Source organism: Prevotella sp. P3-122 (genome assembly GCF_002251365.1).
Lineage (GTDB): Bacteria > Bacteroidota > Bacteroidia > Bacteroidales > Bacteroidaceae > Prevotella.
Genome location: NZ_NPJH01000002.1, coordinates 56,436 through 80,773, shown reverse-complemented (window position 1 = coordinate 80,773; position 24,338 = coordinate 56,436). Strand labels below are relative to the sequence as shown.

Below are 24,338 nucleotides of genomic sequence, written 5' to 3'. Positions count from 1 at the left end.
AATTATAGTCTTCTGAAAAAAAACCTTACTTCAGGTAGTCATCGAAATACTGCGATATGCGCTCGTGCAGGTGTGTGCTCTGGTGGCCTCGCATGTTGTGTGGCTCACCGGGATAGACGAAGAAGTCGGGTTGTGTGCCTTGCAGTATGCACTCCTTGATGAACGAAAGAGCATGCTGGGGAACCACTACGGGGTCGTTTAGTCCAATGATTATCTGCAGTTTGCCCTTTAGGTTCTTGGCCTTGCTGATGAGGCTTGTCTGGGCATATCCCTCCGGATTGCTTTCCGGTGTGTCCATATATCGCTCACCATACATCACCTCGTACCATTTCCAGTCTATCACAGGGCCTCCGGCTACTCCTACCTTGAACACGTCCGGGTAGTTGGTCATGAGGGATGTTGTCATGAAACCTCCAAAGCTCCAGCCGTGCACGCCAATACGCGCCTCGTCGACGTAGGGAAGAGATTTCAGATATTCCACACCCTTCATCTGGTCTTTCATCTCCTCCTGTCCGAGATGCCTGAAAGTAGCCTGCTCGAAGTCCTTGCCCCTGTTCTCGCTTCCTCTGTTGTCGAGGATGAACAGCAGGTAGCCCTTCTGTGCCATGTAGGTTTCCCATCCCCTGCTGCCATAGTGCCAGGTGGCATCTACATTGTGTGCGTGCGGTCCGCCATATACATATATAATGGTGGGATATTTCTTAGTCTCGTCAAAATTCACGGGCTTCACCATCCTGTAGAACAGGTCTGTTGTGCCGTCAGCAGCCTTGATGCTTCCGCATGAATATTCTGGTACCGCATAGTCTTTCCATGGATTGTCAGCCCTGAAGTAGGCCAGTGGCTTGTTCTTCGCCTTTATGGTTGTCGGTGCTATGTCGATGGCACGTGGCACATCCGGCTCTGAATATCTGTCGAGAATATACCCGCTCTTGCCGCTCAGCGAGGCATAGTGGTAGCCCTTGCCGTTGTCAAGCTGCCTGGTCTTGGCTCCGTCAACGGTTATGGCGAAGGTGTTTCGCTGGATGGGGCTTATCTGGTTTGACGAGTACACTATTGTCTTTTCCTTAGTATTGAAGCCAAGCATGTCCATCACCACCCAGTTGCCTTTTGTTATCTGCCTAATCTCCTTGCCATTGGCGTCGAGGAGATACAGATGGTTGTAGCCGTCCTTCTGGCTTTGCATCACGAACTTAGTGCAGTCCCAGGGCAGGAAGGCTATGGGATGCTGTGGCTCTACATATTTGTCGTCCTGCTCCCTGTACAGCTCGGCCTTCTTCTCTCCGTTGCTGGCATCGTAGCTGACGAGACGGCAGTCGTTTTGGTCGCGGTTTAGCTCGAACATGTATATGGTCTTGCTGTCCGGGCTCCAGCTGATGTTCGTGAAATACCTGTCCGTAGGGTCTCCTGCTTTCAGGTAAACGGTGTTCCCCGTAGTCAGGTCGTAGACACCTACCGTTACTTTGTGGGATGCCATTCCTGCCATGGGGTATTTCTCCGGTGCCTGTTCGGCCACTCTTGTGTCAATGTCTACCAGCGGATAGTCGGTTACCATGCTCTGGTCCATGCGGTAGAAGGCGAGCCTGTTGCCGTCCGGACTCCAGAAGAGCCCTCCCTCTATGCCGAACTCGTTGCGGTGTACGCTTTGCCCATATACTATGTCCCTGCTTCCGTCTGTGGTCAGCTGGCGGGTGTTGCCGCTTCCGTCGCAAACATAGAGCTGGTTGTCCTTGACAAATGCCGATGCCTTCGATGCCCTGTTCCATTCCTCGGTGTCGCTGCCGCTCACGCTGCCTTTCCATGTGGTCTTGCCGGTCTTCCAGTCTACGAGTGCCCTCTCCTTGCCGTCAGAGAGCAATACGAGAGGCCGGTCGGCATAGGGGAATTGGGCATAGAGCAGGCTCCTGACCTTCAGTCCCGACCAGGCCTTGGCGTTCTCAAGAGTGAGCAGCGTCTTCTCCCGGCCGCTTTTCTTGTCAACGATGAGACATTCCTCAACATCCAGGTGTATCAGCTCGTCGCCCCACCATGTCGTGAACTTGTTCTTTGGAACCATGTTGCGGTAGTTGTTGCCGCCATAGTTCAGGTCCTCCAGTGTGAATTGCCTTGTCTGTGCTGATGCGCTAATCGGTATCATGGTCAGAAACAGTATCTTGGCCAACAGTCTCAGAGTCTTAGTCGTCATAGTCGAAACCGTTATCTTTAAAGTTCTTCTTTCCTCCCTTGCGGCCCTTTCTGTCGTCCTGGCCAAACTTGCGGTCGCCCTTGGCACCCCATTTGTTGTCCTTTCCGCCCTTGCGGTCGCCTTTGCCGAACGTTTTCTCGTCGCGTCCCTTGCCGAAGCGGCGTCCCTCGCCTCTGTCCTCGCTGTCATGCTGGCGGCGTCCAAAGCGTGGAGCCTTGTCTTCCTTGCGCTCCTTCTGCCTCTCCAAGGACAGGAACTTGAACGACCTGATGTCGCTGCCCTCGTTCTCCTCCTCGGCAGTAATCCTCTCCTTGAACTCCCGGTTTTTCTTGAACCTGTGCTTCTGCGCCATCTCGGCCTTGTCCCTCTCCGTCTTGACGATGCCGCCCTCAGAGCGGAACTCCTTGAACTTGCCGTCAAACATGGAGTATCTTCTGAACTCGCATTCCAGTGAGCCGTTGAAGACAGGTATCTTTATAGAAGGCTTTAGTCCTATCTGCTCGAAACATTCCTCGCGGTAGCTCAATATCCAGGCGTCGTTGCCAGTGAAGGCGTGCTTCAGCCTCTCGCCAATCATCTTGTATGTGGCAAGGAGGTTGGGGGTGGAGATGCGCTCGCCGTAAGGAGGGTTGGTAATGATTATCGACTTCTCGGCCGGTTGCGTGAAGTCCTTGAAGTCCTGCTGGTCAACGGTTATGTCCTTGGTAAGTCCTGCTGCCCTGACGTTGAGCCTTGCCGTGTTCACGGCCTTCATGTCTACATCGTAGCCGTAAATGTGGTGTGCGAACTCCCTTTCCTGCGAGTCGTCGTTATAGATGGTGTCGAAAAGTTCCTGGTCGAAATCGGGCCACTTCTCGAATGCGAATTCCTTGCGGAACACTCCCGGCGAGATATTCCTGGCTATCAGTGCGGCCTCAATGAGCAGTGTTCCCGAGCCGCACATAGGGTCGATGAAGTCAGTGTCTCCCTTCCAGCCCGACATTAGTATCATTCCTGCCGCGAGCACCTCGTTGAGCGGGGCCTCCACGCTCTCCTGCCTGTAGCCCCTGCGGTGCAGGCTCTCTCCGCTCGAGTCAAGGCACAGGGTGGCCTTGTCCTCGGCAATGTGTATGTGCAGCCTGATGTCGGGGTTTGTTATTGATATGTTGGGTCTTGTCCCGGTTTTCTGTCTGAACTGGTCAACTATGGCGTCCTTGACCTTGTATGTGACGAAGCGTGAGTTGCGGAACTCCTCAGAGTATACCACAGAGTCTACGGAGAATGTCTTCCCCTCGGGAATATACTCAGCCCAGTCAATGGTCTGTACCTCGTTGTACACGTCGTCAGCCGAGTTGGCCTTGAAGTGGCGTATTGGTTTCAGGATGCGGATAGCCGTGTGCAACTGGAAGTTGGCACGATACATCATTTCCTTGTCACCGGAGAACGAGACCATTCTCCTTCCTATTTGCACGTTGTTTGCACCCAGTTGGGTGAGCTCCTGCGCCAGGACAGGCTCTAAGCCCATGAATGTCTTGGCAATGAGTTCGAATTCCATATTATTGTATATGTTTTAATAATGTTGTTTCTGAAGTGTTATTTCTTGTTTATCTTAGTTGTCTGAGGCTCCATGTCCTCTGTCACCCACACGTTGGCTCCAACCACACATCCCTCGCCGATGGTTACCCGTCCGAGGATGGTAGCGTTGGCATAGACTATCACGTTGTCCTGCAGTATCGGGTGGCGTGGTATGCCCTTTATCGGGTTGCCGTAGCCGTCGAGGGGGAAGCTCTTGGCACCGAGCGTCACTCCCTGGTATAGCTTTACGTTGTTGCCGATGATACAGGTCGCCCCGATAACCACTCCCGTGCCGTGGTCAATGGTGAAATACTCACCTATCGTAGCCTGCGGATGGATGTCTATACCTGTTTCCGAGTGCGCCATCTCCGTGATGATGCGTGGAATGAGCGGTACGCCGAGCAGGTGCAGCTCGTGGGCTATACGGTAGTTGGTAAGAGCCTTGATGACGGGATAGCAGGCTATAATCTCTGCGTAGCTCTCTGCCGCGGGGTCTCCGCAATAGGCTGCCGTGACGTCCGTGGCGAGCGTCTTCCTTATCTCCGGGAGCTTTTCCACAAGGCGCGTGGCTATCTGCTCGGCTGCCTCCCGCCTTCCGGTGGCATCTTTTCGCAGGCCGTTATCTTCCTCGCCGAAGCACAGTCCGGCCAGCACCTGTTCGGTAAGCAACTTGTGGAGTTTCTCCACGTTGACGCCTATCTGGTATTTTATTGTACTGAGATTTACTGATGATTTGCCATAATATCCAGGGAACAATATTGCCCTTGACAAATCAATGATATCTTCAAGCATCTTGCCTGAAGGAAGCGGGTCTCCGTCCGTGTGTTGGTGAAACAGGCCTTTCAGCGATTTCTCTTCCGAAAGGGTGTCTACTGTTTGTGTCAGTATGTGAGTCAGCTGCTGAGTACTCATCTATGTAATGTTGCTCGCGATTATAATTGCGCACAAAATTACTAATAATTGTTGGATTATGGAAGATAATAAGTGTTAATATTCATTTCGCGTGCAAAAAAAAGACTTGTAACACAATTGTAATACTTGTTTAAACTCCGTGTAACATGGCGGTGATAATTTTGCATGCAAAATAATTAAGTATCATTAAAACAGTTTGATGGAAACAATTTATCTAATCATTGTGGTCTTCCTGCTATGTCTGGCAGTATTCGACCTTTTCGTCGGTGTGAGCAACGACGCCGTCAATTTCCTCCAGTCGGCCATCGGTGCCAAGGTGGCATCCTTCCGCAAGGTGATGATTGTAGCTTCGCTCGGTGTCGTTATCGGAGCCGTGATGTCCTCGGGCATGATGGACGTGACGCGTCATGGCATCATGCTCCCCCTGCATTACTCGTTCCACGAGGTGATGGTAATCTTCCTTGCCGTGATGGTTACCGACGTTATTGTCCTTGACATGTTCAACACTCTTGGCATGCCTACTTCCACGACGGTGTCTCTGGTATTCGAGCTCCTTGGCGGAACGTTTGCCATTGCCCTGCTGAAGATGTCGGCCGACCCGTCGCTGGCATTCGCCGACCTTCTGAACACCGACAAGGCCTTGTCTGTAATCATCGCTATCTTCGTGTCTGTTGCCGTGGCCTTCTTCTTTGGCGTTATCGTGCAGTGGATATCGCGAGTTGTCTTTACCTTTAATTATGGCAGGCACTCACGCTATTCTATAGCCGTATTCGGAGGCATAGCCTTCACGGCCCTGGCCTATTTCATATTCCTGAAGGGTCTTGGCAAGTCGCCATATATCTCGGATGACGTGCGTGAGTGGATTAGCGCCAACATGAGCCTGCTGCTGCTGGGCACCTTTGTTGCCAGCACCCTTGTGATGCAGCTCCTTCACCTCATGCGTGTGAACATTTTCCGTTTCATTGTCCTTATGGGAACCTTTGCCCTTGCAATGGCTTTTGCGGGCAACGACCTCGTCAACTTCATCGGCGTGCCTCTCGCTGGTCTCGACTCATACGTTGACTATACAACCAATGGTGGAGGCATGACGCCTGACACCTTCCTCATGTCGTCGCTCATGGAGAGTGCCAAGACACCGCCTTTCTACCTGCTTGGCGCGGGCCTGATAATGATTCTTGCCATGGTTACGTCCAAGAAGGCGCAGAACGTCATCAAGACCAGCGTGGACCTGAGCCGTCAGGATGAGGGCGACGAGATGTTCGGAAGCAGCAAGGCTGCACGAAGCATCGTCAGGTTCTGCCAGGAGACTGCCGACTGGACAAGCTCCATTACCTCTCGCGTGCCAGTTCTGAAAGCTGTCTCCCGTTGGGTGGACGGACGTTTCAACCAGCAGGATGTGGTGCTCGACAATGGCGCCGCCTTCGACGTGGTCCGTGCCGCCGTCAACCTTGTGCTGGCCTCAATGCTTATCACCATCGGTACAAACTACAAGTTGCCGCTGTCTACGACCTACGTCACATTCATGGTTGCCATGGGTACCAGCCTTGCCGACCATGCCTGGAGCCGTGAGAGTGCCGTGTTCCGTGTTACGGGAGTGATATCCGTCATTGGCGGATGGTTCATCACAGCCGGTGTGGCCTTTGCTGTTGGTGGTGTCGTTGCCTTTGCCATGAGATTTGGTGGAATTTTCGTTCAGCTTGCCTTCATAGCCCTTGTGGTATTCGTGCTCGTGCGCTCCAACAAGGCTTTCAAGAAGAAAAGCTCTACTGCCGACAGCGATGACACCTACAGGCTGATGATGAGAAGCCGCGACCCGGAAATCGTTTGGGACTTGCTGCGCAAGCATGTCTCCAGGGTACAGACTCAGATGGCAGACTTTACTCTCGCCCAGTATAATGAAATCATCAGCGGACTGGTAGACAACAAGCCAAGCTCGCTGCGCCGTGTGTCGCGCGACTTGCGAAAGAACCGTGAGATGCTGAAGAAGCTGCGCAGGCAGGAGACTCTCGCACTGAGACGCATACCTGCTGACATGGCCATCGAGCGTAACACGTGGTTCCATGTCGGTGTCAACGCTTCCATGCAGTACATCTATGGGCTCATACGTATGCTCGACCCCATAAAGGAGCATGTCGACAACAATTTCAATCCTCTGCCAGAGGAGCTGGCTGCAGAGTACAAGCCGCTGCAGGCACGCATCAACGCATTGCTCACCGATACCAGCTCGTGTATCGCCACCAGCCGTTTCGACGAGTACCGCGACGTTCTTGCCGAGGCTGACAAGCTCAAGAACGAGCTGTCGGTTGTGCGCAAGAAGCATATCGACAGAATGCAGTCGGCCCACAACGCCAACCTCCAGATATCACTCGTATACCTTAATCTCCTGCAGGAGAGCCAGCAGCTGCTCAGCAACATGCGACATCAGCTCAGGGCTGCAAAGAAGTTCATGGACGACTGATAAAACAATTCAACCTTTATGGTTGGAACAACGCCCTGGGCCTTTGGCTTAGGGCGTTACAGTTTCCCGGCATACCGCTGACTACACTCCTGCTTCTGGTGAACGGCATATACCGACAACCTGTAATAATACAAGTACTTAAATTAGGAATTTTCTGTTACTAACTTTTTTATGTGTCTTATTTTCAGTTACTTCGGATTTTGGTTCTTGTAGTGTTTCAGTATTGGCACTGCAAATATAACGTTTTTTTTGGAAACGGACAATAAACATTTGGAAAAAGTTGGCCCGCGGTATTACAAACGTACTCTCCTTCAGCTCACTGACGCTGACAATGCGTACTGTTAGTTCCATATGTATTATTATGCCTCAATGAATGTGCAACCGAAAAATGAAAAATGAAAAATGAAATATTAAGACCATCATGAGTAGAAACTACTTTATATATATTATAATATATTATATATATTATAATATATATATTTTCTCGCAGATTGCAAAAACGCTTAATATTTCATTTTTCATTTTTCATATTTCACTTCAGCGTTACATAGCGGCATATACCTTCATTTAGTCAAAGAACTCTTTCGGCTGCAAATATACGACCTTAATTGCAAACAAAAAAAACGTTAACTAAATTAAAATGGTATTTTCAAATGTGAAAGCCGTACAGTATGGCTATAATAATGGGGTACTCTTACGAAAACAGCCTGTTTTAGCAGGCTGAGACAAAATAATAGCACACGTAGCTGTGGGAGCCTCCGCAGATGCGTGTGATAAGAATATCATACAGGTAAGATTCTCCTCTCACCGTTGTGTGACAGGAGCGATATCTAGTACTGTTTTATTGGTGTGTGAGCAGTTTTCGTGGTTTTTCCACGTTATCGTAATAGTGGTTAATGCTCTGAACCTCAATATATTATGCCGATAAGTGTTTTGTTAAATAAGCTTAACTCGCAAAAATCGCAAAAACGGCCCCGAAAACCTATTGCAAAACGAATGAAAATGTTGTATCTTTGCACCTGTAACGTTACGAAAAACACAACAACCAACTAAATGTTAAACTATTAAATCATTAAAACTATGAACACAATCAAGTATTCTTTAGCAATGCAGGGGAACCCTACGAACCCCGAGGAGCCAGACAAGGCGTATGCGAGGGTGCAGCTCAACGAGATAATTTCCACCCAGAGGTTCATCAACCACATCAGCGAGCACAACGGCGTATTCTCGAAGGGTACCGTGAAGGGCGTGACCACCGACATGGTAAGCTGCCTGCGCGAGATGCTCGTGGCTGGCAACAAGGTGATTATTGACGGGCTTGGCGAGTTCAGCATCTCGCTTTCGAGCGTAGGTGCGGAGAGCATGGATAAGTTCACCGCCAGCAACATCAAGTCCGTAAACCTTGTGTTTAAGCCTGCCGAGGAACTGCAGAACCTTATCAAGGATGCCACCTTCACACAGGTATCGTCCCGCAAGGTGCAGGCTGCCGTTCTCGCTGCCGAGAAGAAGGGTGAAGGAACTGTCGACATTGACGCCGCTAAAAACAAATAAGCCATGAAGATGTCGAGCGAACAGAAGCATAGCATTATACAGGCCATCCTGACGTTCATATCGTCCGTGCTATGCGCCATCACAGCATCATCGTGCGTAGCGCATGCGCTGTGAGGTCGGAGGATTGATGATTGATGATTGATTATTGATGGTTGATTATTGATGGTTGATTATTGATGATTGATGATTGATGATACCATTATCGAAGGGGTGCGAGAGGTTTGAGGGGTGGAGGGTTAAGAAAAAAAGTTTCGGTATTGCAACTTTGGGCTGGGAGCTTACGTCAAACAGATAATCAAACAAATATGATTATGAATAAAATGACGTTTAAACTCCTGGCCATTCTTTTGGCGGTTGTTATGGTCTCCTGCTCATCGGGAGAAAAAATGAAAAACAATAGTGGCGATAAGGCCGTGGCTTCACGTCAGGTAAAGGAACTGCCGTATTTCAAGAGGGTAATCCTAAATGGCGCCTTCGAGGTATGCTATGAACAGTCTGATTCGCTGAACGTTGAGGTGCGTGGCAGCAAGGAGGTTGGGAGGAATGTTGTCGTGAAGGTAGAGAACGAGACACTCGACATCAGCCTGTCCAACAAGGATTTGCTGCGTCTGAACCGCTCACAGGTAGCTTCGGTATATGTGTCGTCGCCCGACCTGGTAGGTGTTGTGATGCGAGGCGCAGGCGATTTTGAGGCCAAGGGAACTGTTGATACCGACACGCTCGACATTCAGCTGCTCGGTGCAGGCAACGTAGAGTTCGACAACATCATCTGCGATAACGCTTATTTCTTTCTGCGTGGAGCCGGCAACATTGAGGTTGACAACATTACGTCACAGAATACCGAGATACAGCTCATGGGGGTCGGCGAGGCTGATGTCAACTTCGTGAACTCCGGCAATCTGAAATGCGTGCTGAGAGGTGTCGGCAACATCGACGTAGAGGGTGATGTCCGCACGTTCACCAAGAGTGTGTCGGGAACGGGAAGCATAGATGCAGACAAGCTCAGGGTAGGGGGCTGAGGTCGGAGGATTGATGATTGATTATTGATGATTGATGATTGATGATTGATTATTGATTATTGATTATTGATGATTGATGATACCATTATCGAGAGGTTCGGAGGTCTGAGGGCTGAGGTCATATGTGGAAAACCAAAAAACTGCTAAAAAGTTTTCTTATTCCACCAAATATAATTACCTTTGTACCAAATTTTAAGTACAAAGGTATTTTTTTTATATGAAATATGCCATTATAGCTGCGGGAGAAGGTTCCCGTCTTGCTGCCGAGGGGGTGGCGGAGCACAAGCCTCTGGTGAGAGTCCATGGAGAATGCCTGGTGGACAGGCTGCTGCGGATATTTGCAAGCAACGGTGCTGATGACATCTTTGTGATTTGCAACGAGCAATATACAGACGTGGCAAGCCATCTGGAAAGGCTTGAGCGCGAGGGCCTTGACGGCCAGCGGATACCCTTGAGGCACATTGTGAAGAGCACGCCCAGCTCCATGCACAGTTTCTTCGAGCTAAGCAAGCTGATAGGCGAGGGGCCTGTCGTGCTGACAACAGTAGATACCATTTTCCGTCCTGACGATTTTGCCAAGTACATAGCGGCGTTGGAAAAGGCGCTTGCCAAGGGCTACGATGGGATGATGGGAGTGACTGATTATGTCGATGACGAGAAACCCCTGTACGTAAGCGTTGACAGTGGCAACTCCATCACTGGCTTCCATGACCTGTGTGTAGACGGGTGCAGGTATGTCTCTGGCGGCATCTATGGTCTCAATACCGACTGTCTGAAGACGCTTGCCGACTGTATGGAGAAAGGAGTGAGCCGTATGCGCAACTTCCAACGGGCACTTGTCGTTGACGACCGCCGCCTGTTGGCATTCCCCTTCACGAAGGTGCTCGATATAGACCATGCGTCTGATATAGCGAAGGCCGAACAATTCCTTGCGGAGTAAGTATGTCTACAGGGGCTTTATCAGACAAGAGGATAATAGCTGTCAGCCGTGACGTGAGGTTCTCGCCAAACAGCGTTGACAAGGACATGGCCATCTTGCAGGCTGTGGCCAGTAGGCTTGCTGCCGATTACGTCGTCGTTGACGAGAACAGGCTGGAGCCTGATATGGAATGTGACATCTGCCTGTCGATGGCACGCAACAGCGCTACGCTCGACATCCTTGCAGGCATGGAGCAGCGTGGGCTGGTGGTAGTGAACAGTCCTGACAGCGTCAGGGCATGCCGCCGCTCGGCAATAGAGGCGGTGATGAGCAACCTTGGCGTCCCGTTGCCGCCACGGCATGGGGAGGATGGCTACTGGATAAAGCGTGGCGACATGGCGGCGCAAACGAGTAGCGACGTGCGCTATTGCCGTGACAGGGATGAGCTGGAGGCTGCGAGGCGTGACTTCGCCACGAGGAACATAACCGATTATACTGTTTCCGCACATGTCGTTGGCGATCTGATAAAATGGTATGCCGTAAAAGGTGGCTTCTTCAGATACTTCTATCCCTCGGACGACGGACGTTCCAAGTTTGGAGACGAGAGCCTCAATGGACAGGCACACCATTATGCCTTCGAAGCCGCGGCGCTGCACGAGGCTGTCGACGCTGTGGCGCGTGAGACAGGCATCGTTGCCTACGGAGGGGATGCGATAGTCAGGGCGGACGGCTCGTTCTGCATCATCGACTTCAACGACTGGCCCAGTTTCTCACGGTGCAGGGATGAGGCAGCCGATGCCATAGCGGCATTCGTGATGAGGAATTACAACAGACAGAAGAGTATTTAGCAATAATAAAAGGAATAACGATTTTAAGAGATGAATAGCAGTAATGGAACTACGTTCAGGGAACTTCTGCAGGCATCGTTCAAGTCAAACGATACCGAGGAGTGGCTCGACGTGCACTTTACGCGCCCTATAGGACTTGTCTTCGCACTGTTCTGGAACAGGTTTGGGGTACATCCCAATGTCATAACAATATTGTCCATCTTCCTTGGCATAGCAGCGGGATATATGTTTGTCTTCACCGACCTGTGGCATAACCTTGCTGGCGTGGTGCTGCTGATGTTCGCCAACTTCTGCGACTCCACCGACGGACAGATGGCCAGGCTCACGGGGAAGAAAACACTCATCGGACGTATGCTCGACGGCTTCTCGGGCGATGTGTGGTTCTTCTGCATCTATGCAGCCTTCGCCTACAGGCTCATGGACGAGACAATACCCTTCAGCGACTGCACGTGGGGGCTGATGAGCTGGGTGCTTGCAGTGGTTGCAGGACTGATTTGCCATTCGCCCCAAAGCTCGTTGAGCGACTACTACAGGCAGATACACCTTTTCTTCCTCAAGGGAAAGGAAGGGAGCGAGCTTGACAACTATGCCCAGCAGCGCGCCATATACGAGTCGCTGCCCAAGTCGCAGCTGCTCGCACGGACGTTCTACTTCAACTACTCCAACTATTGCAAGAGCCAGGAAAAGCGTACACCGGTGTTCCAGAAGTTCTTTGCGGCTGTATGCTCGACATACAAGGGTGCCGAGGCTATGCCAGACGGGCTCAGGCAGGAGTTCCTGGCTGGAAGCAGGCCGCTGATGAAGTACACAAACATACTGACCTTCAACACCAGGGCCATCTGCATATATGTCACGGCCCTCACGGGATTGCCGGAGCTGTATATGCTCTTTGAGATTACCGTTATGCAGGCCCTGTATGTGTACATGCGCCGTCGGCATGAGAAACTTTGTGAGATTACACTTGAAAAAATAAACAGACAATGATTAAAGGATATATTTTCGATTTTGGCGGAACGCTCGATACGGCGGGATGCCATTGGGGACAGATGCTATGGCACGCCTACCAGCGCCAGCAGATACCAGTCAGCGAGGAGCAGTTCAGAGAGGCATACGTCTATGCCGAGCGCACTTTGGGGCGCACGCCCATCATACAGAGCGACTACTCGTTCCATAAGACCCTTGAGGTGAAGATACGCATTGAGATGGAGTATCTGTGCACGTCGGGTGCGTGGCAGGCCGACGAGGCCGAGTTCACACGGGGCCACAAGGCGGTGCTGGAGGATGTCTATTCCAAGGTAGTAGAGGTGACATCCCATAGCCGTGAGGTGCTGTCACAGCTTGCTGCCAGTTACCCGATGGTGCTGGTGAGCAATTTCTATGGAAACATATCGCACGTGCTGGAGGAGTTCCACCTGTCGGAGTTCTTCAAGGACATCGTAGAGTCGGCTGTTGTTGGAGTCAGGAAGCCCGACCACCGCATCTTCCTCCTTGGCGTTGAGGCTCTTGGACTTAAGCCGGAGGAGTGCATAGTAGTTGGCGACAGCTTCTACAAGGACATAGAGCCTGCAAAGAAAGCAGGATGCCAGGCCGTATGGTTCAAGGGCGAGGGATGGACGGAGCAGCAGTATGACGAGACTTTGCCCGACAAGATTATCACGGACTTAAATCAGTTGCTGTAATGCTGCTGAGGGCCGTTATCCATTCGTTATTACCAACCTTTAAGGAGAGTATATGATCAGGACGTTATTCGCATTTTTCCTTCTGGCTGTAACCATGACGGTGAACGCTCAGAAGATTAGCGGTGTTGTTGTCGATGCTGAGACTGGCGACACGCTGCTCTATCCGAGTGCGTCGTACAAGGGGCACCATGTCGCCGTGAGCGGCAACGCCATGGGAGCATACACCATACAGCGCCACAATGGCTGGCAACTGACGTTCAGTGCCGTGGGATATAAGTCGAAGACTGTCAACGTGACGGCCTCCACGCCTTCCGTGCTCAACGTGAAGCTAAAGCCTGACACAAAGCAGCTCAGCGAGGTGGTGGTGAAGTCGAAGAGAGGAAAATACAGCCGGAAGGACAATCCCGCCGTGGAGCTTATGAGAAGGGTCATCGAGGCAAAGAAGAAGACAGACCTTGAGAACCACGACTTCCTGCAATACAGCAAGTACCAGAAGATTACCCTTGCCGTCAACGACATCAAGCCATCTGACCTCGACAGCGGCTTCTTCGCAAAGAAGCAGTGGCTCATCGACCAGATAGAGACAAGCCCGTTCAATCATAAGCTCATACTGCCGGTATCTGTTGACGAGACCGTAACGCAGCACATATACCGCAAGGACCCAAAGACGGAGAAGAGTATCATCAAGGGACAAAGCTCTACGGGCGTAAACCAGCTCATCCAGACTGGCGACATCCTGAACGTTGCCCTGAAGGACGTGTTTACCGACGTGGATATTTACGACGACTACGTACGCTTGCTACAGTATCCTTTCGTGAGCCCTATTGGCAAGAATGCCATCGGATTCTACAGATACTATATCCAGGACACCGTCTACGTAGACCGTGACCTGTGCTACCATCTGGAGTTCCTTCCGAACAACCAGCAGGACTTCGGATTTCGTGGCGAGCTGTATATCCTTGCCGACTCCTCACTCCACGTAAAGCGGTGCGACCTGACAATACCCAGGCGCAGCGATGTCAACTTTGTCGAAAACCTGCATGTCTCACAGCAGTATACGAAGCTTGCCAACGGTGAGTGGGCATTGACCGTCGACGACATGATTGTGGAGATGAAGCTTGCAAGGGCATTCGGCAACTTCCTTGTCACCAGGGTGACCCGTCTGAGCGACTACGCCTTCGACGAGATACCGCGACAGCTCTTCAAGGGCAAGGCCAAGGAACGCAAGGAGGCCGACGCCATGATGCGCGACGAGGCGTTCTGGAACCAGTACCGCTCGGTGGAGCTTACCAAGAGCGAGTCGTCGATGGACGCATTCATTCACCGCATAGAGCAGCTTAAGGGATTCAAGTATTTCATTTTTGCCGGCAAGGCTCTCATTGAGAACTTTGTCGAGACAGGTGACGTGAACCATCCAAGCAAGTTCGACATAGGACCGGTGAATACCATGATTTCCAAGAACTTCATTGACGGTTACCGTTTCCGACTGTCGGGACAGACCACGGCAAACCTCAACAAACACTGGTTCGCAAGCGGCTATATAGCACGTGGCATAGACTCGAAGAAGACATATTACGACGGACAGCTCACTTACTCCTTCAACAAGAAGGAATATCTGCCCAGGGAATTTCCTAAGCGCACCATTACATTCTCGTCGTCATATGACGTGATGGCACCGTCGGACAAGTACATGCCTACGGACAAGGACAATGTCTTCACGGCATTCAAGTGGACTACTGTCGACAAGATGATGTTCTACAACAGGCAGAAGCTGGCCTTCGAGTACGAGCAGGAATGGGGCCTGAAGACATTGGCATACATCAAGAGGGAGGTCAACGAGGCCGCCGGTAACATTGAGTTCGGACGCCAGAAACTAAACACCACGGAGCTGTCACTACAATTGCAGCTCGCTCCGGGCCGTACATATATCAATACCAAGCAGCGCAGGCTGCCCATCAACCTCGATGCTCCCGTGTTCGGACTCGGACACACCCTCGGTATAAAGGGATTTCTTGGCGGTGACTATCGCTACAACCTCACCGAGGCAAGCATATACAAGCGGTTCTGGGTAGGCTCATGGGGTAAGATAGACACATATCTGAAGGCCGGGGCACAATGGAACAAGGTGCCATTCCCGCTGCTCATCATGCCTGCGGCTAACCTCTCGTATATTGTAGAGGACGGAACATTCAACCTTATCAACAACATGGAGTTCCTCAACGACCGCTATGCAAGCCTGGACGTAAGCTGGGACCTCAATGGAAAAATCCTCAACCGTATACCACTGCTCAAGAAGCTGAAGTGGAGAGAATACATAGGCGTGAAGTGCCTGTGGGGTGACCTTACTGACAAGAACAACCCCATGTTGCCGGAGAATGTCGGTGACCCGGAACTGTGGCAGTTCCCGCAGGGCAGCTATGTCATGGATCCCAAGCGGCCGTACGTGGAGCTTATTGCCGGTGTTCACAACATCTTCAAGCTGTTGCATGTAGAATATGTAAGGCGACTGAACTACAAATATCTGCCGACAGCACATAAGGACGGCATAAGGTTTATGGTCAGAATGACATTCTGACGCATCACGCAGGACCTCTGAGAGACTCCAACGAATAGTGCCGACGGTCGGTGACCGTAGGAATTTACCGGAACTTTCACCTTAATACATAGAGGGCATGTCACTTCGATTTTGACATGCCCTCACGTTTTTCGCTTTTGACTATTGCTATTATTTTTTCTGATTTCGTACCAAAAAGTCATTTGTTTCCATTCTTTTTTGTACTTTTGTACAGTCAATACGAATTTACCTCTCTACTTGGCATTGCGGGTGGGAGGTGTTTTGGTTGGAGGGATAGGAAATGAATGTGCTCATAGCAGACAATCAGGGTATCACCCGGGCAGGATTGATGTACATACTGCAATCCGTCAATGAGGTGGAAAGCAGGTGTGTTGCTGACAAGGCAGGACTAATAGAAGAACTAAAGTCCTGTCCGAATGGCGTTGTCATTGTAGACTATACTTTGTTCGACATCAACGATGCTGCCGAACTGCTGGTTCTTGGTGACAGATTTCCTACAGCCTGTTGGCTGCTGTTCAGTGATGATCTGAGCACCGATTTCATCCGACTGGTCTTAGCGTCAAGCACACGATTTGGTATTGTGCTCAAGGATAGCCCACTATCTGAAATACGAATGGCGATTAGTACAGCCCTTTCTGGACAGAGGTATATATGCCAAAGGGTGACGGAGCTACTGCTCAGACCTGAGAGGAAAGAGGAGATTGTCAAACTCACTGCCACAGAGACTGACATACTGAAAGACATAGCCCTTGGTATGACAACTAAGGAAATAGCAGAGAAGCGTTTTTCCAGTTTCCATACTGTCAATACCCACCGCAAGAATATTTTCCGGAAACTCGGGGTGAACAATGTGCATGAGGCAACCAAATATGCTTTAAGAGCAGGATTGGTAGACTCTGCGGAATACTATATTTAATAAGAAACGGACAATTAGGGGTACGTGGGTCAGGATATTCCTTTATTAATATGTTTTGGGTAAGGACAAAAAAAAGACCAAATTGTCTCCCGACAAAATTGGTCCTGTTTTCTAACTAACTTATTATCAACTATTCATTACTCATTTCTTAATCTCGTTGCAAATATACACCCTTTTTTCTGTAGCTACAAGGAAATTTTGAAAAAATATCACGTAAACGTTTGCGCTTTCAAATATATTTCCTATATTTGCAGCATGACAGTCATTGCATGGCCTTTGACCTTTCTGAAAATATGCAGTGATTGGCATCAAATACGAAGTAACCTATAGCCTAAGAAATATGAAAAGACATAGAGTATCATTAAAGGACCTTGCCGAGGAACTGGGTGTCAGCATCGCGACCGTGTCGAGGGCGTTGCATGGTAGCCATGAGGTTGGCGATGATATGAGGAAAAAAGTTGTGGAACTTGCCAAGCTGCGGAACTACAGACCAAACCCTTTCGCTCAGAGCCTTCGCAAGGAGTCGCCTCATATTATAGGAGTAATTGTACCCAATCTCGTTACGCATTACTATGCTGCCGTTCTTGACGGTATTGAACAATATGCCTCCAAACTGGGATATTCGGTCTTTAGTGCAAACAGCCATGAGAGCTGTGAGCTGGAGAAACGTGCAATAGAGAACTTCCTTGCACTGCATGTGGAGGGCATCATTGCCTGCCTGGCGCAGGACACCATTGACTACAGTCATTTCGAGCAATTGCACGACATGGGCGTACCGACGGTGTTTTTTGCCCGTACATGCATGCCGGACAAGTTCTCACAGGTTGTGGCCAATGGTGACGAGGCGGCTTTTGAGGCTACCATGCATCTCATAGAGACTGGATCGAAGCGGATAGCGTTTATTGGAGGACCAAACCACCTGGATATGGTGAAGAGACGTAAGCATGGCTATCTGCAGGCATTGAAGGAGGCACGCATACCCATTGACCGTAGACTGGTGGTGTGCGACAAGATAGACTTTGAGGTTGCACGCAACGCCACGATACAGCTGCTGCAGTCAGAAGACCGGCCCGATGCCATACTGGCATTTAATGATATCGTCACTTATGCAGCCTTTGACGCTATCAAGTCTCTTGGCATGAGCATTCCTGAGGATGTTGCCATCATAGGCTTTACCGATGGCGACACTGCGGCTTTCGTTACTCCGCGCCTGTCGGCAATCATGGACCAGGCCAGTGTGCAGGGAATGAAGGCTTGCGAACTGCTGATGAAGAATATCAACGGCGATACAAGAATATACAGGGAAGTAGTGCCGATGATACTCAAAATAAGGGAAAGCTCGGAGAAGAATTTGTAATTAGCTAAAGTTTCACATCCTTATAACTATTATCTATCGCGCTGTAAGCGCAAAAGAACATAGCCCAGGGTAGAGCGTAGCGACACCCTGGGCTATGTCATGTGGGTAATGGTCGCGCTGAAAGCGCGTGCTGCCCTCGTGATTTATTACCAGATGTGTGCCCTCTTGTTCTTGGGAATGTAGAGCTTGTCTGATTTCTTGATGCCGAAGGCCGTGTACCACTCATCTATGTGTGGCAGAGCGCCGTTTACTCTTGCTATGTTGGGTGAGTGAACGTCATTAGTAAGCAGCATGTCCATATACTCTGGACGGTTGTTGCTTGCCCATATACGTGCCCAGCCAAGGAAGAAGCGCTGGTCGGCTTTAAGACCGTCTATCTCGGCAGCTGCTGTACCTGCGTTGTGCATGGCTCTAAGGGCAACGTTCAGTCCGCCATTGTCGCCGATGTTCTCACCGAGAGTCTGTTTGCCGTTAATCTTCTTGCCGTTCACTACTTCGATGTTGGAGAAATAGTCCTCCAGAACCTTCGTGCGCTTGTCGTAGGCTGTTTTGTCGGCCTCTGTCCACCAGTTGCGCTGGTTGCCTGTCTTGTCGAACTGACATCCCTGGTCGTCAAAGCCGTGTGTCATCTCGTGGCCGATGACAGCTCCTATGGCACCATAGTTGATGGCATCGTCTGACTCGGGGTCGAAGAACGGTGGCTGTAGGATGCCGGCAGGGAAGCAAATCTCGTTGGTTGTGGGATTGTAGTAGGCGTTGATGGTCTGCGGTGACATGAGCCATTCCGTCTTGTCCACGGGCTTGCCCACTTTCCTGTTCAGATCGTCAATCCAGAAATATTCCTTGATATTGGCGAGGTTCTCGTATAGTGACAGAGAGTCGTTGATGACGAGGTTGGTGTAGTCCTTCCACTTGTCGGGGTAGCCAATCTTGACGATGAAGTGCTCAAGCTTGTCCTTGGCCTGTGCCTTGGTGGGCTCGCTCATCCATGTAGCCTCGCTGATGCGCTGGGCCAATGCTGTCTGCAGGTTGCCGACAATCTCCAGCATGCGCTTCTTGCTGCTTGCAGGGAAGTATTTCTCGCAGTACATCTGTCCGATGGCATCGCTGAGGACGGAGTTTACGAGAGAGTTGGCACGCTTCCAGCGGGGAAGGTCTGCCGGTTGGCCGTTCAGTGTCTGGCTGAACTCGAACTGCGCCTTGCGGAACTCGTCGGACATGCAGCTTGAGGCTCCTGCTATGATGCGTATCTCGGCGTAGGACTTCAGATTGTCGAGGTCTGTGTCGGCAAGTATCTTCTCTACCTCGTGTATAGGCTCGGGCTGCCCGAGGTCTACCTCATTGAATACAGGGAAACCGCTTACCCAGAATACTGTTGGCCAGTCAATGCCTGGGTACTGCTCGATGAGCTCTGCGTAGGTAAGTTTATGATAGTTGGCGTTGATGTCGCGGCGCTTCACCTGGTCGTAGCTTACCTTGGCAATGCGGTTCTCGATTTCCATGACGGCCTCCACCTTCTTTGCAGCCGTCTCGGCGTCATAGCCGACAAGCTGGAAGAGCTTGGTCATGTAGGTCTTGTAGGCTCCGACAACGGCCTTCGACTGCGGGTCCTCATTGAGATAATATTCCGGTGTGCCCAGTCCCAGTCCGGCTTGCGATATGGCTACGATGTTGTTGCCGGCGTTCCGCTGGTCTGCTCCCACACCCCATGCGTACATCATGGTAGACTCACCCTTGCGGTCGAGCTCTGCCGTAACACGCTGGTATTCCTTGCGGTCCTTGATGGCTTTAATCTTCTCCAGGTTTGCCTTTATTGGGTTGAAGCCTTCCTTGTTGAGCCGCACGCTGTCCATCATGAGGTTGTAGAGCGTGCCAATCTTGTAGCCCAGGGTGCCGCGCTGCTGGGGCGTATTGGCAAACTGGAGTATCAGCTCCTGTATCTGCAGCTGGTTCTGGTCGTAGAGGTCCGAGAAGGCACCGTTGGTGACATGCTCGTTGTCAAGAGGATGACTTTTCAGCCATGTTCCTGTAGAGTACTGAACGAAGTCGGTACCAGGCTTTACGCTGGTGTCCATGTTGGACTTGTCAAAACCTTTAAGGTTCTGTGCGCTGGCGGAGAAGTTCCATATAGAAAGTGCCAGCATCGTAAGCATTGTTTTCTTAATCATAGTTGTTTATATGTTTATTGTAATCATATTCCTGTAATGGAATTCGTAATCTTAGACGATGCTCATGTGGCAAATGCTACAAGCAACAGGACATTTTTTCTCCGATTACATCTCTTTGTCGAGTCTGTCACGCCATAGGTATTTGCGGGTTTCGTGAACAAGGACGCCGTTGAGGAACAGTAGCGACAGCAGGTTGGGTATTGCCATCAGGGCGTTCATGCAGTCGGCAATGTTCCATACAATGTTCAGGCTTGCCACGCTGCCAATGAATACTGCCGCAATGTAGAGTATGCGGTAGACGTATGTCCAGCGTTTGCCCTTCAGGTACTCCACGGCACTATCGCCATAGTAGCACCAGCCAAGTATCGTGCTGAAGGCAAAGGTCAGCAGCCCGAAGCTTAGCAGCGGCGCACCGACGTAGGGTATCTTGTTGAAAGCCATCTTGGTCAGTGCGGCACCGTCGCTGTAGTTGATGTCAGGATAGGCTATGACGCTGCTCACGATGACAATGCCGGTAAGGGCGCAGATGACCACGGTGTCCCAGAATGTGCCAGTAGATGATACAAGCGCCTGGCGTACGGGATTGCGTGTCTGGGCTGCTGCGGCAACTATTGGCGCGCTGCCCAGTCCTGACTCGTTTGAGAACAGGCCTCGGGCAATGCCGTAGCGTGCCGCCATCATGACGCTTGTTCCGACAAATCCTCCGCCTGCCGCCTGGGGAGAGAATGCTGAGTTCACGATCAGCGACAGGGCTGGCCATAGGTAGTTGTGGTTCACAATCAGTATGTATATGCAGCCAATGACATAGAACAGGGCCATAAAAGGCACGAGCATGCCGCAGACCTTGGCAATGCTCTTCACGCCGCCAAGTATAACGGCTGCCGTTAGGGCGCAGACGATGGAGCCCATTATCCAGGGCGATATGCCGTAGGTGCTGTTGGCTATTGTCGCTATGGCGTTGGCCTGAACGGTATTGCCGATGCCGAATGAGGCTATGGCAGTGAATATGGCGAACATTATGGCGAGCTTCTTCCATCCCAGTCCTTTCTCAAGTGCATACATCGGACCGCCAAGCATGTTGCCGTTAGTTGTCTGCTGGCGGTATTTGATGGCGAGAAGGCCCTCGGCATACTTTGTGGACATTCCGAAGACTCCAGTCAGCCAGCACCAGAATACTGCTCCAGGGCCACCAAGGGCAATAGCCGTTGCCACGCCGATGATGTTGCCGGTACCTATGGTTGCGGCGAGGGCTGTAGCGAGAGCGCCAAATTGTGATACGTCGCCCGATGCGTCCTTGTCGCGCCGTATGCTCAGCCTGATGGCTGTAAGGAGCCGCAGCTGCGGACAGCGGAGCCTGATGGTGAGGAAGACGTGCGTTCCCAGCAGAAGGATTATCATTGGCCATCCCCATAGCAGGCTACTTGCGGCAGCAAAGAAGTCGTTGATTGTTTCCATGTTGTTATTGGTCTTGTGTTTGTGTGTCGTCGAAGCGTACCTTCACGTTCTCGAAGCCCATAGAGCGAAGAAGGTTGTCTATCTGGTCGGCAGCGTTGCGCTCTGCGCTTCTGATGTTTGCAGGCGTAACGCATCTCTGCCTCATCTTGGTGTATGCTTTTTTGTATAGAGCCTCGTGGTCGGCAGGACTCCATTTGCCCACCTCGAAGAAAGAGCGCGTGCGGGTCTCGTCAATGAAGTTCTCGTCGAGCAGTTTTATGGCAGGAAGTATTGCCACCACGGTGTCGTTGTCGGCACTTAGCCAGCCTTCACGTGTGTCACGCATGTCGATGCCGAGGCGTAGGGTGCCAAAGTATATGCGCACAAGGTGGTCGTCGCCAAAGAAACCGGTGCGCGTGGTGTCTACGAGTTCCTCGTCGCTGACTGAGAGAAACTCCCATTCGCCTATGTTCCTGACGCTCTCTATCTGTGCCTTGCTGATGCTTATGCCCTGGTCGCTCGTCTGTATGCCTATGGTGTTGTTTCTGTTGAGCCATGCAATCACACCGATGATGACAGCTACACATATTAATATAGGTAGAATGAGACGGTAGTTGCCGAACATCAACGAGAATAGAGACAATATCTTTTTCTTAATGCAGGTTTTCATCCTTTATAAGTTTAGGAATGTCAGACAAAGTGAATTTCTTGCGGAAAGTCACGGTTATGTTCTCTTTCTTGTATCCCAACTGCTCAATGATGGGGATGATGGTACGTGCGGAGCTTTGCCTTGCTCCCTCAACGATGCCAAGGCGTGGAATGTCGCTGATGATGCTGTCGCGTCCCTCACGTTGGTAGCGTGTCAGCTCGGCATCGGTGAAATTGCTTCGCAACAGCGCGACATATTGCTTTACCTCCTTGTGGTCTACCTTTGTACTGGTAAGTACTATTTGAGGGTCGGGAAGGATAATCTCAATCTGGTCTCCGCTGCGCCTGATGTTGTCTTCCGAGAAATTGGAAAGGTCAACGTATGCCTTCAGAGTTGCGTTTACGGGTATGGCTACCTGACGTTGTCCGACGGGCAGGTCAATGGTGAACTTCCTGTTCATGATGGAGCCCGTCAGCTGCTTGGTGTCGCTGTGGGTTATTATCCTGTGCATCTGGTATTCAGTGGTGTAGAGACGTGAGCATTTCTGTATCTGCATCACCATGGTTGGAATGGTGTCTATGTAAATCTGCTCTTCGTTTATCGTCTGCTTGTCGTGTGAGCATGCTATGAACGACAGGCAAAAGAGCATAAGTATCAGCAACTTGTTTGGCATAACAATTGATTTTTGTTGGCAAAGTTAGCAAAAAAATGTCAAATTCACATTTAATTCATGTTTTTTGTTGTTTATGATTAAACAATTGTTCGCTTCGGGTGTCTATATAATAGTCACGTTGATGTGATTAAATGTTTTATTACTATACAAAAAAGGAGATTTTATTATGAAGAGAATTTTCATGTTTTTGGTTGCAGCCTTAATGGCTTGCACGACAACATTCGCACAGTCGCAGAACGAAAAAGTTCAGGAACGTAAGGCCGTTGACAAGACACAGCTTATCAAGATGCGTACCGAAGCTATGGTAAAGCAACTTGGACTCAATGAGGCACAGGCAGAAAAATTGTTGGCTCTCAATACAGAGTATGCAGACAAGTTGCCGGGAATGAGGGGCAATCGTGGACAACGCGGCAACCGTGGACAAGGCGGTGAGCGTCCGTCGAGCGAGGAGATGCAGAAGAAAATGCAGGAAAGCAAAGCTGCAATGGTAGCATATAACACCAAACTGAAAACCATCCTTACGGAGGAGCAGATGGCAAAGTACACCGAAATGCAGAAAAGCAGAGCTCAGCGTGGTGGCAACCGTCAGGGAGGCACACGCGGACAGGATGGCAACAGAACTGACAAATGAATTCTAAACAAATAGTGTTTTTTAATAGATAGCAAGTTTATTATATCGTGTGATAACTCAATAGGTATCGTATTTGGGTTGAGGCATCTTCTATGTGAATAGGGGATGCTTTTTTGTGTTTTGTAGTTTCAATTATTATATGTATCTTTGCACATGAAAATCTGGCTGCAACCACACAGACAGTGTATGATAATAACATTAAGGAAACATAAAAATCGTTTGACCATGAGAAAAATATTGTCTATACTGTCCTTGGCTCTTGTCCTTGGCATGACGACAGGGTGTAAGGAGGAAAAGAAGAGTAACATTATTATAACAGAGAAACCTAAGCCGGTGACTCCAAAGAAACCGCAGAAGATTGGTGACTATGAGCAGTCTTTAAAGGTGGAGTGGAGGGGTATCAAGTACACTGTTGAGATGAAGCTCACGGCCTGTGACTCGCTCCCTATGGTCAAGGATGGCGCAAACCTGTATTTCGACAATGTCATAGTGCTAAGGATTGTAAGGCAAGACGGCGTAGAGTTCTATTCACACAAGTTTACGAAGAGGAATTTCGACCAATACCTGCCCGACAACTACCGTAAGAATGGTGCCTTGCTTGGCATCGTCTATGTGAAGTCCGACAGCCAATTTCTGTATTTTACTGCCAGTGTGGGCTCGCCCGACAAGTCGAGCTACGACTACATACCACTTGTTCTGAAGGTGCATCGTTTAGGGAGTCACTGCTATGAGGAACCAAGTTTATTATATCGTGTGATAACTCAATAGGTATCGTATTTGGGGGAAAGTATCTTCTATGTGAATAGAGGATGC

19 protein-coding genes are annotated in these 24,338 nt (G+C 50.3%); 12 read left to right on the top strand and 7 right to left on the bottom strand.

The genetic code is table 11. The features are described 5' to 3' along the window. Positions 1–25 precede the first annotated feature (25 nt). The 3 genes from CIL02_RS00380 to CIL02_RS00370 are packed head-to-tail and all read right to left on the bottom strand — an operon-like array spanning position 26 to position 4,648. Positions 26–2,182: a DPP IV N-terminal domain-containing protein gene (locus CIL02_RS00380; protein ID WP_094398511.1), complete on the bottom strand. Its 2,157-nt coding sequence runs from the start codon at positions 2,180–2,182 to the stop codon at positions 26–28. Continuing rightward, a complete protein-coding gene (locus tag CIL02_RS00375; RefSeq protein ID WP_094398510.1) occupies positions 2,172–3,716 on the bottom strand; it encodes a class I SAM-dependent RNA methyltransferase in 1,545 nt (514 codons plus the stop codon). The genes CIL02_RS00380 and CIL02_RS00375 overlap by 11 nt, the downstream gene beginning before the upstream one ends. A 38-nt stretch (positions 3,717–3,754) precedes the next feature. Further along, positions 3,755–4,648 (bottom strand): serine O-acetyltransferase, encoded by an 894-nt coding sequence (locus CIL02_RS00370; RefSeq protein ID WP_094398509.1) that lies wholly within the window; start codon positions 4,646–4,648, stop codon positions 3,755–3,757. A 199-nt stretch (positions 4,649–4,847) separates the two neighbouring features. On the opposite strand from CIL02_RS00370, the gene CIL02_RS00365 reads away from it, so the two are divergent. The 10 genes from CIL02_RS00365 (at position 4,848) to CIL02_RS00315 (ending at position 17,970) form a co-directional block, all read left to right on the top strand. Next, positions 4,848–7,106 (top strand): inorganic phosphate transporter, encoded by a 2,259-nt coding sequence (locus CIL02_RS00365; protein WP_094398508.1) that lies wholly within the window; start codon positions 4,848–4,850, stop codon positions 7,104–7,106. Positions 7,107–8,186: 1,080 nt separating this feature from the next. Further along, a complete protein-coding gene (locus CIL02_RS00355; protein ID WP_094398506.1) occupies positions 8,187–8,657 on the top strand; it encodes an HU family DNA-binding protein in 471 nt (156 codons plus the stop codon). A gap of 386 nt (positions 8,658–9,043) precedes the next feature. Further along, a complete protein-coding gene (locus tag CIL02_RS00350; RefSeq protein ID WP_170934965.1) occupies positions 9,044–9,676 on the top strand; it encodes a GIN domain-containing protein in 633 nt (210 codons plus the stop codon). A 217-nt stretch (positions 9,677–9,893) separates the two neighbouring features. After that, entirely contained in the window at positions 9,894–10,616 is a 723-nt protein-coding gene (locus CIL02_RS00345; protein WP_094398504.1) for an NTP transferase domain-containing protein, read from the top strand. A 2-nt stretch (positions 10,617–10,618) separates the two neighbouring features. Next, positions 10,619–11,443 carry a hypothetical protein gene (locus CIL02_RS00340; protein ID WP_094398503.1) on the top strand — a complete coding sequence of 275 codons (825 nt, stop codon included), beginning with the start codon at positions 10,619–10,621 and terminating at the stop codon, positions 11,441–11,443. Between the two features lie 30 nt (positions 11,444–11,473). Continuing rightward, positions 11,474–12,427, top strand: a complete 954-nt coding sequence (locus CIL02_RS00335; protein WP_094398502.1) for a CDP-alcohol phosphatidyltransferase family protein — start codon at positions 11,474–11,476, stop codon at positions 12,425–12,427. Then, the gene (locus CIL02_RS00330) at positions 12,424–13,122 is read left to right on the top strand and encodes an HAD family hydrolase (RefSeq protein ID WP_094398501.1); all 699 of its coding nucleotides are present in this window, start codon (positions 12,424–12,426) and stop codon (positions 13,120–13,122) included. Before CIL02_RS00335 ends, CIL02_RS00330 begins: the two co-directional genes overlap by 4 nt. A 94-nt stretch (positions 13,123–13,216) precedes the next feature. Next, the gene (locus CIL02_RS00325) at positions 13,217–15,697 is read left to right on the top strand and encodes a DUF5686 family protein (RefSeq protein ID WP_371588750.1); all 2,481 of its coding nucleotides are present in this window, start codon (positions 13,217–13,219) and stop codon (positions 15,695–15,697) included. Positions 15,698–15,977: 280 nt separating this feature from the next. Beyond that, positions 15,978–16,613, top strand: coding sequence for a response regulator transcription factor (locus CIL02_RS00320; RefSeq protein ID WP_094398499.1), 636 nt, complete (start codon positions 15,978–15,980; stop codon positions 16,611–16,613). A gap of 340 nt (positions 16,614–16,953) precedes the next feature. Further along, positions 16,954–17,970, top strand: coding sequence for a LacI family DNA-binding transcriptional regulator (locus CIL02_RS00315; RefSeq protein WP_094398546.1), 1,017 nt, complete (start codon positions 16,954–16,956; stop codon positions 17,968–17,970). A gap of 146 nt (positions 17,971–18,116) precedes the next feature. Here the strand turns inward: CIL02_RS00315 and CIL02_RS00310 are convergent, their stop codons facing one another. The 4 genes from CIL02_RS00310 to CIL02_RS00295 all read right to left on the bottom strand — a co-directional run bounded on the left by CIL02_RS00310 (position 18,117) and on the right by CIL02_RS00295 (position 22,894). Further along, positions 18,117–20,138 (bottom strand): M13 family metallopeptidase, encoded by a 2,022-nt coding sequence (locus CIL02_RS00310; protein ID WP_094398498.1) that lies wholly within the window; start codon positions 20,136–20,138, stop codon positions 18,117–18,119. Positions 20,139–20,243: 105 nt separating this feature from the next. Continuing rightward, the gene (locus CIL02_RS00305; RefSeq protein ID WP_094398497.1) at positions 20,244–21,593 is read right to left on the bottom strand and encodes a sodium:alanine symporter family protein; all 1,350 of its coding nucleotides are present in this window, start codon (positions 21,591–21,593) and stop codon (positions 20,244–20,246) included. A 4-nt stretch (positions 21,594–21,597) separates the two neighbouring features. Continuing rightward, a complete protein-coding gene (locus tag CIL02_RS00300) occupies positions 21,598–22,242 on the bottom strand; it encodes a DUF4230 domain-containing protein (protein ID WP_094398496.1) in 645 nt (214 codons plus the stop codon). Further along, positions 22,226–22,894 carry a DUF4230 domain-containing protein gene (locus tag CIL02_RS00295; protein WP_094398495.1) on the bottom strand — a complete coding sequence of 223 codons (669 nt, stop codon included), beginning with the start codon at positions 22,892–22,894 and terminating at the stop codon, positions 22,226–22,228. The genes CIL02_RS00300 and CIL02_RS00295 overlap by 17 nt, the downstream gene beginning before the upstream one ends. Positions 22,895–23,060: 166 nt before the next feature. Here CIL02_RS00295 and CIL02_RS00290 point away from each other — a divergent pair, with 166 nt between their 5' ends. Together CIL02_RS00290 and CIL02_RS00285 are read left to right on the top strand one after the other, a co-directional pair. Further along, on the top strand, positions 23,061–23,525 hold the full coding sequence (locus tag CIL02_RS00290; RefSeq protein ID WP_094398494.1) for a DUF4890 domain-containing protein: 465 nt from the start codon (positions 23,061–23,063) through the stop codon (positions 23,523–23,525). A gap of 225 nt (positions 23,526–23,750) precedes the next feature. Continuing rightward, on the top strand, positions 23,751–24,293 hold the full coding sequence (locus tag CIL02_RS00285; RefSeq protein ID WP_170934964.1) for a DUF4738 domain-containing protein: 543 nt from the start codon (positions 23,751–23,753) through the stop codon (positions 24,291–24,293). The last annotated feature ends 45 nt before the right edge of the window (positions 24,294–24,338 follow it).